This window comes from Microvirga sp. (genome assembly GCF_014699075.1).
GTDB lineage: Bacteria > Pseudomonadota > Alphaproteobacteria > Rhizobiales > Beijerinckiaceae > Microvirga.
Genome location: NZ_JACXAB010000002.1, coordinates 149,440 through 165,497 on the forward strand (window position 1 = coordinate 149,440; position 16,058 = coordinate 165,497).

Here is a 16,058-nt window from a genome sequence, read left to right on the forward strand (position 1 = left end):
TCCGAATTAAGATGCATACCCGACGGCCATCGCGGTAAACGAAAGATCATCATTGGCAGGCGGCGGCGGCTCCTCGAACTGGTTGAGGTCCGAGGATGCTAAAGGGGCTTCAAAGGCAACCTCCTCGGTGCCGTCCTGGATAGGGCAGTCGTCGTGAGCCGCTTCTTCGACCACTTCCTCCTCGCCAGAGGCGGCTTCAGCAGCCTTTTCAGCCGCCAGTTCCGCCTCGAGGGCATTGAGCTCCGCCGTCTTTTCCAGCAGTTGAGCTTCTTCCGGGAACGGGATGCCAAGTCGGTTCTTGATCTGCTCGATCTTCCGATGGCTCCGGAGGATGTTGTCCTCGTGCTGGTAGAGAAGGCGCTCCAGTCCGCCGACCTGATTCAGGCCACGGGTTGCGATGCCGCCCGGGGCGAGGTCGGGGCTGAAGGGATACTCGACGATCGGGTCAGGCTCGCCCGGAAGGTCCATATAGACCTCAGCCGAGTAGCGATTGTAGTTCGTAGCCTTGTTGCCCAGGAACACGAGATTGAAGCCAGCGAGGGTGCCGATCTCCCGTGTGCCCGTGACTCCACGGTTCACATACTGAGCGACAGCCTTGATGACAGCGTTTCCGAAATCTTCCCGCTTCTCGTACACCTGGCCTTCAACCATGCCCATGAACTCGCCAGCAACGACCGGCTGACGCTGCTTGATCGCTGCCTTGATGACGTCAACCTTGGATGTGGAGCCCTCGATGGTCTTCTCGGCCCAGAGCCGCTCATGGCGCAGTTTCCCTTGCTCAGAGCTATGGGCCTGGCGAAGCCGCTCAAGGCGTTCGATATCAGCGCGCAGGCCGGCGACCTTCATGTAACGCTCGTCACCGGATGCCAGAGCTGCGGCCATCTGGAAAGCCGAGGCCTCCGAGACGTCATCCATGCTGCGGATCGTGTCATCGCCGTTCATCGCCTGTTCGATGAACCTTGCCTTGCGGGCGTTCATGCCCCACATGGTGGAGTCATAGGAACCCTTTGTGGCATAGGCCCGGAGACGGACCGAGCTGTTCTGGTTGCCCTGGCGTTCGATACGGCCCTCGCGCTGCTGCACGGAAGCCGGGAACCACGGCGCATCAAGGTGGAAAAGGTCGTAGAGACGTTTTTGAACGTTTACGCCCGTCTCCATATCCTTTCCGCCGATCAAGATGCGCTTTTTGCCTTCGCGCATCTCGGCAAACAGCCTTTCCTTCTTGGCGTGCTGCTTGTGATCCCGCATGAACGCGATGTGCTCCGGGCGCACGCCTCCCTCGACCAGCCGTTGCTGCATCCATGCCTTCATATCGAAACCACGGTTGATGGCAGACTGCTCACCGAGGCCGATGTCGGTAAAGACGATCGAGGTGCCGCCTTTCAGAGGCTCGGGCCTCTTGGTGGCAGGATCGAAGAACTCGAAGTCAGCGGTCTCATGATAGGCCGCGATGACGTCATCGAGCATCCGATTGAGCTTGCTGTCTGGGTCGGACGGCCAGTTCGGGTCCACGAACCGCATATCGATAGCCGAGAAACGGCCGTCGGAGATGACGGTCAGGATAATGTCATCTCCCTTCTTTGGGGCGCCGGTCCGGTTACGGATGGCCTTGATGCGAGCTTCAAGCTCCTTCTGGTACTCCTTGTAGCCGGTCGGAACCGGGGTCACCATGATCTGACGCTGACCGCCCTCAATGAGAGGACGTTCGACGAGTTCACCAAGCTGCTTGCTGGACAGGATATCCATGAAGCTGCGCACCCGGCGCATGAGTTCCGGCACGTTGTAGAACTTGGCGAAGCGGCTGACGATCTCGTAACCGCCGGCAGCGTTCTGTTCGAAGCCAGCGACGATATCGCCATATTGGGCAGCCCAGGCATCGAAGCTGTCGAGGCCATCGGCCTGCAACTGCTGAGGCTGGAAGAACCGCTGCACCGTGAACAGTTCGCCCATGGTGTTGGTGATCGCGGTACCGGATGCCATGACGATCGCACGGCCCTTATTGGTTCGGCGCAGGTAGTCGACCTTCATGAAAAGGTCGAGTGCCCGCTGTGAACCAGCCGGATCGATACCCTTGATGTTGCCCTGGTTCGTCGCGAAGTCGAGCTTGCGAAATTCATGAGCTTCATCAACATTGATGAAGTCCACGCCGAGTTCTTCGAAGGTCAGAACCTGATCCTTCTTGTCAGAGGCAAGTCGTGCTTCAAGGCGACGCTCAAGAGCTTCGATGCGACGCTCGATTTGCTTGCGCGTACGGCGATCAGAATTGTCGACGTCCTGCAGCAGATACTCCCACTCGCGGATTTGATCATCGATGAATTCTTTGTAGAACTCATTGCTCATGCCGATCCGGCCGAACGCCGAATGGGTGATGATGATCGCGTCAGGGTTGTTGAGCGCGGCCTGGGCCACGAAGCGGCGGCGGTTGTGGGTGTGGAAGTTGTACTCGTCCGCAACCAGGATGTTCGCTGCCGGATAGATCTCAAGGAATTCGCGCGAGAACTGGGCCAGCATATGGTTCGGGACCACGAACATCGGCTTGGAGATGAGGCCAAGGCGGCGCTGCTCCATGGAGCCGGCAATCATTTCGAAAGTTTTGCCAGCCCCGACCGAATGCGCCAGGTACACGTCACCCTGTTGAATAATCCGCCAAACAGCCCGCTTCTGGTGGGAGTAAGGCGAGAACCGCAGAGAGAGGCCCGGCAGCGTCAGGTGGGAGCCGTCGAAGATCCGGGGCGCGATGTTGTTGAAGTTCTCGTTATAATAGGAAACGAGACGCTCCATCCGGTCGGCGTCGGTCCAGAGCCACTTCTGGAACGCTTCGCGCATCTTCGTCGCGATATCGTTCGCCTTCTCGGTGGCCTCCACGTTCACGCTGGAGGATCCGTCTTCATGGCGATCGACGATCTTGAGCTGCTTGCTGTTGAGCAGAGCCTGGAGGATTTCGGACGAATCCATCCGGTCAAACGACCATTCGGACACCGCATGGGAGTGGCAGGTCACGGTCCAGGTCCCAAGAGACTGGGTATAGGTGACCTTCATACGGTCCCCGATCATTTCCTGGGCGAAGACCTCGATATCCGAGGTCGGGATCCAGTTGGCGCCGAGGCGCACCATGATGTCCGAGGCGGCAAGCTGCTTCGGCTGCACTTCCATGAGCGCCTCAACGTTGCGCTTATAGCGCGGGTCAAGGTTGCAGGCCGCCATCGCGTCCCTCAACTTCTGAACCACGTTCCCGGAGAGGTACTCGTCAGCCATGATCCAGCGGCCACCGGCGGGATCCTCAAAGATGGAGGTTCCAAGGTCGGCGATGACCTCGGACCGGCTCAGTTGGGCGAGCCGAGCAACATCGTCGATGTCGAGGCGGCCGAGGCGGTTGAGGGAGACGAACAGGGCATCCTGCGTGGTATTGATCGCAGGCTCCTGGTCGCGCTTGAGCACGCGACCCTGCAGAACCGGACCGCGGCGGATCTCGCCATCTTCGGCGATGGTTTCGAGAGCGTAGGCAAGGGCCCCCTCAGCGTCGATCCGGATGAGAGGATCGTTCTTGAAGCGCTTGGTCTCCGTCACCGTACCGTCGGCACCAGTGCGCTCGACGACTGTGTACTGCAGAATCCGGCCATGGGTCTTGACGAAGGAGTCATAGACCTCGTTGAGACGGGCCAGCGAGAATTCCCAGTTTCCATCATTGAGCTGGTCAGCCTGAGCTTTCTTCAGGGCGTCGCGGAGCTTGATATAGCCCTTGAGCCAGAAGAGCTCGCTCGGGCGCAGATCGATGGCCTTGCCAGAGGAGTTGAAACGCTGTGTCAACGGCTGGCCAATGCCGTTCTCGTACTGCATGACCGTACCGTCCTCAGAGAGGTACAGGCCTCCGACCTTGCGGTTGGTCGGGTCGAGATCGACGGTCGGGCCTGCTGCAGCCTGAGAGGCCACTGACGAGGTTTTCCGATGCTCGACATAGACACCCTCGGGCAGGCTCTGGACCGCAGCCTCGAAGGCATCCTCAATGGCCACGTCGGTGAGGGGATCGACGGAGTATTCGACGGCCCGGTGCATCGACCCGCTGACGCTGTGGCGCCCGAGGACCATTTCCGGATGTGCGTGGAAATACTCATTGATTTCAAAATCGTAGCCTTCGACCTCGATTTTTGCGGTTTCCATCCAGTCGTTCAAATAGAGGATCGGCTGGCCGACGGCCTCACCACGCTCGTTTGTCCCGTACAGGGCGGCACCGGTGCTGGTGCGACGCACTTTCTCCCCAGCCATGCGCTTGCGCAGGAAGATCACGTCGGTCACGACCTGGGTGCCGGCGTTCTCCTTGAACGCTGTCTGAGGTAGGCGAACGGCGGCCACGAGATCGGCACGCTCGGCGATGTAGCGCCGGGCCTTGTCGTTCTTCTTGTCCATCGTGCCCTTGCTGGTGATCAGGACAACGAGGCCGCCCTCCCGGACGCGGTCGATCGTCTTGGCGATGAAGTAGTCGTGCAGGAGGAAGGACTGCTTCTTGTACTCCGGATCGTTCAGGACCTTGGTGGAGCTGAACGGCGGGTTGCCGATGGCCGCATCGAAGAAGTCCCGCGGCAGGGCCGTTTTGGCGTAATCGCCCGTGACGATGTGGCTGCGGGGATAGAGGAGACGGGCAATAGAGGCCGAAACCGCATCGTACTCGATGCCGGTGTAGGTGCTGGCGGCCGCCATATCTTCGGGCATGAGGCCGTTGAACAGACCGATGCCCATGCCGGGCTCAAGGATTGAGCCGCCGTTGAACCCAAGGCGCTGCAGGCCCTTGTAGATCGAGGAGATGACCGGCTCGCTGGTGTAGTGGGCATACTGGGTGGTGCGCTTGGCCTCCTGGTACTCTTCATCGGTCAGGAGCTTCTTCAGGCGGTCCGTGATCTGGTACCAGTCGTGCCGGTAGCCGACGCCGAACAGACCGTTGGCGATCTCGCTGGCGCCCCAGCCGGTGTATTTGGTGAGGAGAGACTTCTCCTCATCGGTGGCTTCGCGGCCTTCAGTGGCAATCGCTTTGGCGAGCTCGATGATATCGATGTTGCGCTTGGCGGTTTCCTTCCAGGATCCTTGACGCTTCAATTCGCCAGGCTGGATCCGGTAATTGCGCCGACTGTCGAGTTCAGGAGCGAGCACCGGGAGGGCGGGCGCAAGGTCTTGCTCCTCGAGGACCGTCTCGACAACCAGGTCGCCTACGAAGGGATCAGCACCTTCCTGAACATCTGCCGCCGCGTCGGGCGCAGTGCTCTCGGCAGCAGCCGCAGCCTGTTCGACCTCAGTGAGGGGGGTGCCCTCGTCCGCGTGCGGCAGGATGGCAGCCTCAGTCCGCTCAGCGGCGGGAATGTTCTCGTTGGCAGAAGCCAGCTGCTTGGCGGCCTCTATATCCTGCGGCTTGACGAGACCACGCTGGATCTTCAGGGCACCCTTTTCATCAAGGCCGATGAGGGCACCTGAGACGGCCAGCCATTCGGCGGGGATGTTGATGCCGAACAGAGGATCAGGATGGCTCAGCTGTTCGGAGCGATAGGAGATGATGTCCCAAGCGGCTTCGGGATTGGACCCTGTGGAGACCCACTTCCAGCCTTCTGCCTTCACCTGGGCGCAGATGGCATTGAGCTTCTGCGAGGCGAGTTGAACGAGAAGGGAGGGGTCAGAGAGGGTTCCGTTGCCAGGCTCATCGAAGAGGCCGCGCTGAACGAAGCCGCCGGCGGACTTGTAGGCCTCCATACCGACGAAGGCGAGGAGCCTATGGCTCTCCGGAACTCCGACAGGGCTCAAGATGAGGCGAATTTGCTCCGGCTCAGCAGCCCAGTCGTTCAGGGCATGGAAGACGACCTTCTCTTGCGCCTTGAAGTCGGAGCTGATGCTCAAGGCCTCGATCTGGTCGAGGTCGAGGTGGCCCTGGCGGAACAGCGCAATGATCTGCGGAGCGACGGTAGTGAGTTGAACGCGGGAGCGAGCCTCCTTGAGGGTGATCCCGAAGCGAGAGGCAATCTCACTGATATTGACGCGCTTCGAGCGCGAGAACTCACGGCACTCATCGATCTGATCCGCGAGGTTGATCGCGACGTTCGAAGCTTCTGACATCATGGACAATCTCATTCGTTTGCTTCAGCCGAAGGCTGCTTGGCCGAAGCCAGCGTTTGGGGGTTTTGGTCTGAAAAATTCCGGCGTCTGAATTGGCTAAAAACAAAAAAGGCCCAGGCGCTTAAGCGCCCAGGCCTGATCTGAAGTCCGATTTCTATTGGTCTGATGTGAGAGTTGTCCGGATGGATCTAACTCTCCGATGGAGCGTTCCGGGTGGCGAGAGCGATCGCGGCATCGATCTTGGCGAGTGTTCTTTTTGACAGAACATCCTCCTCGCTGTCTTCCAGTAGGTCGGCCAGCATATTCTCGATTTCCTCTTTGGCATCGTAGAGCGCTGAGAGGAGAACAGGCGCCGCCGCCATCTGGGTTGCGATCTGACCGGACGGCGTTTCAAGGGGATCGAGACCCACGATGGGATGGTACCGGACCTCGGCGACAAGCAAGTCGCTGTTGGGATCCCGGATGGCGAATGTGTCGCCATTCCCTTCGATGATGAAAGCCTGGTCGGTGAGGTCCGAAGTGGAGTTGCCGTCAGACATTGACGAAGCGGTCCAGTTTCAGCTTCCGGAAGCCGTTGGGCGCACGCTGGCCCTTGCGGAGGCTCGCCGTGATCCAGATGCCTTTTGAGGTGGCCGTTGCCCTCTCAGAATATTGTTCGAACGCGGCCGCTGCGTCTGCGGCAGTTCGGATCTCGACGGATTCCTGTGGAAGCGGTGGCTCCGACCCGTCGAGATGGAAATGAATCGAATTGAATCCGGAACCGTCAGATGATGCCGGGTGAGAGGATAGGATGAGTGTTGCCATCAGATTATCGGGTCCCGAGACTGGTTCGAGGGTCAGACGTTGACGTAGCGATCAAGCTTCAGTGCTTTGAACCCGCGGGGGGCGCGATCGCCATTCTTGAGGCTGGCGAATGCGTGGGCCGGAAGCCCGTTCTGCGTCACTTCCTGGCAATACTCATCAAAGGCACGGACAGCGTCATCCGCAGTCTTAATTTCCACCGCCTTGTCGGGATAAGGGATTGTGCCGGCAGCGCGGCTGAGAGCCGTTCTCGGTGAGCCATTTGGACCCTCGGCGGGAAATGCCTGGAAGGTCGTCAGTTTCAGAGTGGCCATAAGTCTCTTTCCTGTTTTGGGGATTTGATGGGTGTCAGTCCGATGGAGGGTTTGGTGTCGACTGACAGTGATCTTGAAAGTTTGAAAAATCGGGCTTTGGTCGCCTGCAGAACCGCATTATAAAGCGGTAAGATGTTTTTTATTTCGGCACTTGCCGAGCAGGAGATTTCGTTGCGGAACGTAGCTTTGACGGTGCTGTCCACTGCCGCTTTTCTTCCGGGCGTGGCTTATGCTCAGTGCAGACCGATGCCCGTGCAGGTAAATGTCATCACGCCGGAGCCACAGGTCGTTCTAAGCTCGCCGCAGAATGTTGCGATGGCCGCGGGAAACCCGGCCCAGCTGCGGGCGTCGGCACCTTCGGGCTGGCACATCAACGGGTTAGCTCAGGCAAAGCCCACGATCGACCTCAAGATGCAAGGGGAGTCTGTACCTGGCTGCTATCGCCCCCGGGTGGTGACGGTCACAATTGGCTTTAATGAGCCAATCCAGGTGTTCATCGCGGGCAAGTACCGCCCGGGCAGCTGCGAATACGAGAACATCCGGCAGCACGAAATGCAGCATGTCCGGATTTACCGAAACTCAATCATGAACCACGCTGGCAGCCTACAGTTCGACATCAATCGGGCGGTTGGAACTCTCACACCGCAGCAGCTGAGCTCAACACAAGCCCAGCAGCTTGCCTTTAACCAGGTGTTTGGCGCCGCTAGCGGCGTATTCAATCGGATGATGGAAGAATCCCGGCGACTGAACGCGCCCTTGGACACGGTTGAGAACTACCGGATGGAACAGGCCCGCTGCTCTAACTGGTAGGCAGGGCAATTGACCTGCGGCTGAGAGCCAATTCTAAAGGTTCCCGCTGTAGTTCTCTATCCGAGCCGTGAATGGCTTCTCGGCTCCATCACCATCGTTCCAGAATTGCCCCTGGTCACCGACATTGGCGATTGCATTGCGCAGCATCGTCTGCTGGGCGGCCGACAGTTCAATGGGGAGTCGAACCGGGTAGGCCTGGCCTTCGGTCGCGGTTGAGAGCCAAACGCGGGCGTCTTCCAGATCCTCGCCATCGGGTGAGCCTTTCAGTCCATCGTCCTTTAGAACGTGCAGCATCCCTTCCATCATGGAGAGAATGGCCGTTGCTTCCTCTTCGGAGGCAAGGACGAGAGTAGGGTCTGCAGAGTCCGCCATAAATCGCGAATCCTTCCAAAGGGCTCAAGGCGGCGACGGGTTACGCCGCATGCTTCGTGACTAACGGCTCCTGTGAATTGGCCGCCATTTCGCTGTAAAGGTTGGGTGTGTTGGCGGTTTGCATCAGATCGCCGTTGGTCATGTCGAACAAATCGATCCAACGCTGCAGTTCGGGCCTCAGGCTGATGTCGATATCTGCGACGGCATCCTGGAATGACATGAGATGTTGAGGAGCTTTCTCGACGATCATCCGGACTTCCTCTTCTGGGAGTAGTCCCTTGTCCACGATGTACTCTGTCATCGAGCCTGGGCGCGGTGTGGCACCCCTGCATCCTTTCACAGGCTTTCGCCAAAGTCCGTCGACCTCACGCAGTCGCGGCTTCGCTCTCGCCTCCATAAGAACAATCCGCCGCAGAAGTGGCTTTTCCAGCTCGTGGAGTTCATGCGGCTTTGTAACTGGACAAAAGAAGCATGCACTTTTAACCGGAACCGGAAGGCCCGCTTTCTTGATGCGTGCGATGCAATCTTCACGCTTCCAGCCGAGCTCCCTAAGCGGGTAGCGATATTCATATTTGGCGTCATGCTGACCTTCACGATCGTTATACCGCTTTTGATCAGCAGGGCTGCAATCGTATCCAATGAGCTTGATGACCTTGCCGCCGGCTGCCCAGCAACGACGAGCAGGCTCCCACGCGTCGGCCCAACGCTCCTGAGGCTGGATCTTCCACTTGCTCGAGCATGAACCAAAACCGAAGGCTTTGGACGGCAGAGTCCCATTAGTTAATAGGTTGCTCTCAAGTGTCCGGTAGGGCGGATAGTTCTTGAAATTCTTCGGCTCGTACTTCACTACTATAAGCGGAACGCCGCGTTCTTCAAGCCACTTTTTGAAGATTGGCAGATACGCGTATGTTTGGGGACGCTCACCTCCCGTGTCGGCAAAAAGCGCAGCGTCAACACGCTCTCCTTTCTCGACAAGCTCGATCAACATCGCGACCGAATCGACACCTAACCCGAGCGCGGCGAGAATCGGCGATGTGTTTTCCGCAAAAAAGTCCAACTGCGGCGGACGCGCCGTTACTTCAATCATAGGAGATCCAAAAAGGTTCGTGGGCGCAGCTTCAGGCCGCCGCGAAGACAGGCCGGTTCGGCAGTATTTCCGGATAGCTGGCAGGATCGATGATAAGGCCGAACCGTGTGCGCTGGTCGTAGTCGGCAGCCGGGACGAGGAATACACGCTCCTTCTGTGAACCACGGTGAGGCACCCTATTGCCACCGAGTGTTGCCGTGACTCTGACCATGCCATCGCTAGCTTGTGTCGCCGATGTCGACACCCACTTGTCTTTGGTGGCTTCGACGAAGGCCTCTTCTTGGAGGCGCATGCTGTCCGACAGTGTGAGGGTCTCGCCAGTGACGGTCATATACTCATGCGGCATGTAGTTCATGAGCGTCCGTTTGGCGTCGCGACGATCTCGGGTTGTGAAGAGATCGGGGAAGTGGTGAGCCACAATGGCCCAGCAGACGTCCTCCTCGTAGAATCCGCGATCGTTCCGCCAGGCTCCATGGATCTGCTGATTGCGCTCCTCGTCGAGGTGCATGAAACCGTGGCCCGGAGTGTTCAGTTTCGTCACCCCTTCGGCATACTTGTAACCGTAGTCGGCCGAGGAGCCATCGGGGGTGTATGGACCGTTGCGCCCGAAAGAGGTGTATTCACGGGTGAGCGACTTGAGTTCGACGCCGGCCAGATGGATCAGGCGTAGTTCCTCTCGGGCGGCATCAAGCGTGTCTTCGAACGCGAGCTGGTACCAGTATGGCTGGCTCTGAAGAACTCCCTCTTCGAGGCGCTGGACACGGAAGCCTGGGTACTTCCCGCACAGTTCGACAATACGGAGGGTGTAGCCGGATTCCTGGTTGGTCGATTGCTCGATCTCGCGCTCGGTCATAGCGGCTCCTAATTTTGGGGATTTACCTGTATGGCTCTCTCCGTTGGTTGATTGAACATTGGCAATAAAAAAGCCCGCCCCTTTATAGGAGGCGGGCTTCGTTACTGAAAAGATGCTCCGGCCATTGGCCAGCATTGTACAAACTGCTCTTCCGGGCGGCTTGGTCTAGCCTCTGAAGAGCCACGACTTCGCCAGATACATCCCGTCACCCTTCGGTCCCGTCACATAGGGGCTGAGGCAGGCCACCACGACGAGCACCAGGAGGGCCAGCGACACGTTGGAGAACAGGTTGCGGTTGAACTTCGCCGGCCAAGCCGTGCTCTTGCCGAACTCCGCCTGCATCTTCCGGTCGATGCGCCCCCTCACCAGCCAAGTCGGCAACATCATCAGGATGAAGGCCGGCACCACCGTCGTCACCAACGGGTTCACGTTCTCGGCCAGCAGAGGCACCCCGGACTGCAGCAGATGGGGCACGTTGAGGAACACGTACAGGAAGGCCAGGGGCAGGATCATCAGGGCGAACATCGTCTTTGCCTCTCCCCACAGAGTCGACGCGAAGCGATCTTTGAGGGTCGAGTAGGAGGCCGCCAGCCCCCTCAGCGCGTCCGGCGTGAGGGCGCCGTTGAGCGGCTCGCAGATCTCTTTGAACATCTGGCTGGAATACGACTCCTTCGTCCTGGCGATCTTGCCCAGCAGCCGGTAAAGGATCGGCTGGTTGACGGTCCTCTTCTCCATAGTCATCGGGCCTGGATCCCCCGCCACGACCTCCTTCGTGATCTCCGCGGCGATCTCGTCGAGGAAGGGCTCGAAGGCGACGTACGGCTTGTCGAGGTGAATGCCGAATCCCTTTACTGCCTTCCCCTTGAGGTTGCCCGTGACCAGGCTCCATCCCACGGTGCCGCTGACGCTCGCGACGCATCGGATGGTGCCGTCGTTATGGAGGACCGGAGTCGAGACGGTCTTCTTGATGAAGGGCTCCGACCCAGCGTCCGACTTGCGGTTGGCGCCCGGGAAGCCCCGCGCCTTCCAGGCATCGTAAAACGGCCTGACGCTCCCGAGTCCCCCCATGACCGGTTCGCCGTAACTGAACCTCGTCTCACCATGCGCCTCGATCCGGAAGGTGAACCAGCCCGACGCATGGCAGGGGGAGCATCCGACCTGGCCCTTGTCGCAGCCGCAGTACACCCATTGGTCGCCGTCGCATGTCTGGCAAATCACGGTCTTGTCGCCATAGCAGATCGGGCATCGCATCCATTGGCCCGTCGTGCTCACGTACACGCCGCGGTGGTCGCCCATGCAATGCCAGCACTGCTCCCGTCCGCGATAGCACTTCCGACTCGGGCAGCCCACGAAACCCTTACCGCTGCAGTCGCCGCACTCGACGGTGGACTGGCCCTTGCAGGCGCCGCAGTGACGATAGGTGTGCGAGACCACGCGCCGCCTGGGCAGGTCGACGGTGCCGTTGCCCTCGCTGAAGAACTTCGCCACCGCCTTCTCGTCGATCATCTCCATGCGGATGGAGTCGGTGTACATGTCAGGCTTGGCCCATTCCGCGACCTTGCGCCGGGCCTCGTCCTCGCACTGTTCCTTGTTGTTGTAGCAGGGCACGTCCTTGTAGGGGGTGCGCCCGGGCGTCTCATAACTGAGCCGCTTAAAGGTAGTCGTGAAATGCAGGTCCGCTTGGTAAAAGCGTCGGGTCTGCGCGGCGCCGCTGAACGTGATGTCCTGCTCCGTGCGCCGGCGGTCCAGCAGGCTCATCGCCGCGACCGCCTCATCCTTCGTAAGCTTCGCGAGAGGACCGTCGACGAATTGGAGGGTGCCTTCCTGCGGGACGGGGGATGCAATGGTCGTGAGCACAGTCATGACGGGGTCTCGGTGAGGATTGTTAGTGGATGAGCTGAAAGTTTTAGAGCTTAAAGCTGCTTAGAACGCATAGTAAACGAGCCCGCCTTTTTGGAAGGGGCGGGTTGCATCCTGGCCGAGCGCCGCAACGCTAAAGCTAAGTAAAGACTGTTTCATAATTGCCCCTAGTCTGCGGGTTTTCCCACTAATTAGATTTTGACGTTTTATTTCGTCGCCGGTTTTGGAGGAAGAAGAACTTACCTTTTGGGTAAATTAGCTGTGGTTCCGGGCGGTTCTCCGCGGAGAGGCGAGGAGAAAGGCCTATTGGATCCGATACGACTTGCCCCAGGTCCAGGGACTGGTGTAGCCGGCGAGCAGGTTCTCAGGATCGTTGACGATCTCGAGGTCCCAGTAGGGATCGACATGGGTGTCACAGATCCGCGTTACGTCGGTCTCAACGGTTGTCTTCACCCGAGCGGCGACTTTCCCATCTGTCCTGATGTCATGGGAGGTGTCGTCTTTGTAGGCGGTGATCCATTCTGGACGGATCACTGTTCCGACCACAGCCTGGTAATCAGCAATTGCCGTCTGCTTGGCTTCGGCTTCCCCGAAAAGCGGATCATCGCTCATTGGACCCTCTCAAGCTCGCCGCGGAAAACGCCTTTCTGCTGGCCATTGTCCCAGTTTACAAAAACCAAATTCTTGCCCGGATCGCAGTAGATAGACGGCCCCTTGCCGGTGGCTACCATCCCAACTGTCCCGAGGGTGTCCTTCGGAACGCCGGCGAAGTGGGCGGTGCAGCGGACCCGCATCCCCTGCTCAAAACGGGTGCGGGCTTCAGCCATTGGGCTTGGCCTCGGAGTAGATCACGAAGTCGGACCAGGTCTGACCGTCTTCGGTATGCCAGAGCCCGTCTGCGAACTGTGCAATCTCCCTTTCGCCGTCGGGGCCGACTCGGATAGTGCCATAGGTGGCCTGGACGAACCCGAAGGGGCCGTGGTTTTCGCTGAACCGATCCTCGCGGCCGCATTCAAAGCGGATGTATGTGGGCGGCTTGCTCTCGGCCGCAGCTTGTTCGTCGACGGAGACCTCCCGAACCAGGCTGCGAAGTTCGAAGTAGATCTCGTTCCGACGCCAATCATCTTCTGGCACGTTTTCGATAAACCACCATGTGGCCTGTAGGGCCCGGTTGACGGGAGAGAGGTCAGGGAGATTGGACACTCCGGCTACAAACGCCCTGAAATCCCTCAGGCGGTCCTTTCGGAGTTTGTCGAGGAAATCTTGGACAGGCTCATTAGGATTGTCGTTCAACAGGAGAAGGAGATTGTCTCGGAGGTCTTCCGAGATCTCGATGACAGGGTTGCTCATGCCTGGTCCTCTGAATTCTGGGGTTTTAAGGGAGCGATGTTCGAACGAAAAAGGCCCGCAGGGATGTCCTGCAGGCCTGATCTTCGTTCTGCTGACGAGTGAGACGGCTTACGCCGCCTCACCAAAGAGTGACATCTGTTCGATGCCGGCCTGCTGCTGACGGGCGAGAAGGCGAGCTTTCAGGTCGGATCCCCAGGCACGATAGACCGGAGGAGGCTCCTTGATCAGTGACGCTGTCACGATATTCGCGTGTACAAGCGCCTTTGCGACACCCGGGCAAACCGAATTGCCGATCATCCGCGTTTGCGATGTGCGCGTGAGTGGCTTACCATCGTGCATCGCCTCAAGGATGTAATCGTCGGGGAAACCCTGACCGCGCGCCAGCTCCCGAGGGGTTAACATTCTGAGTCCGATATCAACGACGACGTAACTTCCCACCGTACAGATCTCGCGGTCATCCCAGCATCCGAACTCCCGAAGGAAATCGGCGACTTTCCGGGCCTTTTCCATGAGCTCCGGAGCCAGCGGCGGAATGCCTCCTTGGACGTCAGCCAATCCGAACCGGTCACGGGTTGTAATCGTGTGGATCGGATCGGTAACAGGGGTGTCCTGATCGGAGCCATAATAGGCCACAAGCGAGGCACCGACGGTTCCAATATGATTGCCTTGCGCGGTGGCGGTCGGCATCGGATCGGTAGCGGTCGAGGACCGCATATCCGATCCCTTCATGTTGATCATGTGGGGAGCCGTAATCATGTGGGTTTCGACCACCCCATGGCGCGGAGCGCCGGCCATAACCGTATGGATCGGCTCGTCCGGCATCTGGCCGATGCTGTTCTCCTGGAACTTGGTCAGATGAGCGGCCACGACGCTCTGGGTGCAACCCTTGCCAACGATTGTCGAGAGGGGCTCGTCAGCCGAGTGGCCAATCACGCCGGTGTTGTTCTGTGCGAGGAACGTGGCGACCATACCAGTCTTACCGCCACCGCCAGCTGTTGCTGCGCCAACAGGCTCATCAGCCGCTGATCCGACCGACGCGCCGAAATGCCGGATCATTGATACGGCTGCCAGTGAGCCGCCGTTCGCGTCCGGCACGATCGTCGGCGTGGGCCGGTCGATCGGGTAGGTGCGGGGCTCCTGGCCAGCGCGCTCGCCATAGCGGGGCACCAGATAGGGGGCGATGACCGCGTTCTGATCCTTCCGGCTTGCAGTGATCGTGTGCAGAGGCTTCTCAGGGGACCGGTTGAGGCCGCCCTGCTGAGCATAGGTCATGACCGGAGCGACGAGCCCCATCGGTACTCCACAGCCAGGACGCTTTTCGAAGCTATTAGCGGTGACTGTCGGCAGCGGGTCGTTCGCAGCGGATCCGACGGCGCCCTGGCGAAACTTCGTCATGAAGGGCTGTACTAGAGCCTTCTCGCCGCGGTTGGCCGCAGTGATTGTGCGGATAGGGTCGCTGATGCTTTCCGACCGGTCTCCGCCCTGGTGCGTGAGGGAGACTAGGAACGGTTCCTTGGCATCTATCACATATCTGCGCACCCCTTTCGCTATGCGAGCTAGGGTGGCACGTTCCAGCGGACGCTTCGTCTGAATGCCAGTCTCAGCCTTGAAACGCTGTGCTTCAGACTTCGACATGAAGATTGACGGGCAGGGACGTTCCCAGTCGATGATCTCGGCGGCCGTGCGCCAGGGCAGAAGCTTGCCGGATTGCACGTCAGCACTCTTGGGATCACCATGTGTCGGAACCGGCCACACGATGGGCTTGCCGTCGCAACGTGCGACCATGAAAAGACGCTTGCGGATCGTTGGATCTCCGTAATCGCAGGCGCGGAGCTCTTTCTTCTCGACGCGATAGCCGAGGCGTTCAAGCTTGCTGACCCATTCAGCGAAGGTCTGTCCCTTACGCTTCGGGCAAGGCATTCCCTCCGGCGTCAGCGGACCCCATTCCGCGAATTCTTCGACGTTCTCGAGAAGGATTACTTTAGGCCGAACGACCTTCGCCCAGCGCACAACAACCCATGCTAAGTCACGGATATTTTTGGCTTTCGGCTTGCCTCCTGCGGCCCTCGAGTGAGAGCGGCAATCGGGCGAAAACCACCCTAGACCTACAGGCCGACCGTTGGTATATTTACGCGGATCAACGCGCCAGATGTCGTGGCGAACATGGATCGTTTCAGGATGGTTGGCCTCATGCATCGAGAGGGCTTCGCCATCGTGGTTGATAGCGACGTCAGGCTGGCGTCCAAGCGCCATCGCGATCCCAGTTGAAGCGCCGCCGCCTCCAGCAAAACTATCTAAAATTAGGCCACCTACGAGCGCATCTAGTGCACTTTGTTGGTGTTTATGGTTGTCGCCACTCGTCAAGTCGTTGTCATTGTTAGGCGAGAGTTCCAACATATGGTTGTCGACATCAGTGCAATTGCTTGATTCTTCCGCGAGGAGTGCAAGAGCGGCAGCATTTGCGGCGTAGCGAGAATAAGCAGGATTGTTCCCGGACATTGAGAATCCTCAACGGGTT

The 16,058-nt window shown here is 59.1% G+C and carries 12 protein-coding genes; 1 reads left to right on the forward strand and 11 read right to left on the reverse strand.

Features of this window, described 5'->3' with window-relative positions; translation table 11 throughout:
- Nucleotides 1-6: 6 nt before the first annotated feature.
- The 3 genes from IC232_RS03745 to IC232_RS03755 form a co-directional block, all read right to left on the reverse strand.
- Entirely contained in the window at nt 7-6,096 is a 6,090-nt protein-coding gene (locus tag IC232_RS03745; protein WP_210335222.1) for an Eco57I restriction-modification methylase domain-containing protein, read from the reverse strand.
- 185 nt (nt 6,097-6,281) lie between these two features.
- Entirely contained in the window at nt 6,282-6,632 is a 351-nt protein-coding gene (locus IC232_RS03750) for a hypothetical protein (protein ID WP_190843580.1), read from the reverse strand.
- Between the two features lie 297 nt (nt 6,633-6,929).
- Nucleotides 6,930-7,208, reverse strand: a complete 279-nt coding sequence (locus tag IC232_RS03755) for a hypothetical protein (RefSeq protein WP_190843581.1) — start codon at nt 7,206-7,208, stop codon at nt 6,930-6,932.
- Between the two features lie 132 nt (nt 7,209-7,340).
- Between IC232_RS03755 and IC232_RS03760 the strand changes: the two genes are divergently transcribed.
- Entirely contained in the window at nt 7,341-8,018 is a 678-nt protein-coding gene (locus IC232_RS03760) for a hypothetical protein (protein WP_190843582.1), read from the forward strand.
- A gap of 33 nt (nt 8,019-8,051) precedes the next feature.
- Here the strand turns inward: IC232_RS03760 and IC232_RS03765 are convergent, their stop codons facing one another.
- The 8 genes from IC232_RS03765 to IC232_RS03800 all read right to left on the reverse strand — a co-directional run bounded on the left by IC232_RS03765 (nt 8,052) and on the right by IC232_RS03800 (nt 16,039).
- Entirely contained in the window at nt 8,052-8,390 is a 339-nt protein-coding gene (locus tag IC232_RS03765; protein ID WP_190843583.1) for a hypothetical protein, read from the reverse strand.
- A gap of 40 nt (nt 8,391-8,430) precedes the next feature.
- A complete protein-coding gene (locus tag IC232_RS03770) occupies nt 8,431-9,477 on the reverse strand; it encodes a hypothetical protein (RefSeq protein WP_190843584.1) in 1,047 nt (348 codons plus the stop codon).
- A gap of 31 nt (nt 9,478-9,508) precedes the next feature.
- Nucleotides 9,509-10,465 (reverse strand): DUF7007 domain-containing protein, encoded by a 957-nt coding sequence (locus IC232_RS03775; protein ID WP_190843585.1) that lies wholly within the window; start codon nt 10,463-10,465, stop codon nt 9,509-9,511.
- A gap of 30 nt (nt 10,466-10,495) precedes the next feature.
- A complete protein-coding gene (locus IC232_RS03780) occupies nt 10,496-12,193 on the reverse strand; it encodes a hypothetical protein (protein ID WP_190843586.1) in 1,698 nt (565 codons plus the stop codon).
- A gap of 300 nt (nt 12,194-12,493) precedes the next feature.
- Nucleotides 12,494-12,802, reverse strand: coding sequence for a hypothetical protein (locus IC232_RS03785; RefSeq protein ID WP_190843587.1), 309 nt, complete (start codon nt 12,800-12,802; stop codon nt 12,494-12,496).
- Nucleotides 12,799-13,017, reverse strand: coding sequence for a hypothetical protein (locus tag IC232_RS03790; RefSeq protein WP_190843588.1), 219 nt, complete (start codon nt 13,015-13,017; stop codon nt 12,799-12,801). Before IC232_RS03790 ends, IC232_RS03785 begins: the two co-directional genes overlap by 4 nt.
- Nucleotides 13,010-13,540 carry a hypothetical protein gene (locus IC232_RS03795; protein WP_190843589.1) on the reverse strand — a complete coding sequence of 177 codons (531 nt, stop codon included), beginning with the start codon at nt 13,538-13,540 and terminating at the stop codon, nt 13,010-13,012. Before IC232_RS03795 ends, IC232_RS03790 begins: the two co-directional genes overlap by 8 nt.
- Before the next feature lie 108 nt (nt 13,541-13,648).
- Entirely contained in the window at nt 13,649-16,039 is a 2,391-nt protein-coding gene (locus IC232_RS03800) for a DNA cytosine methyltransferase (protein WP_246812027.1), read from the reverse strand.
- Nucleotides 16,040-16,058: the final 19 nt, after the last annotated feature.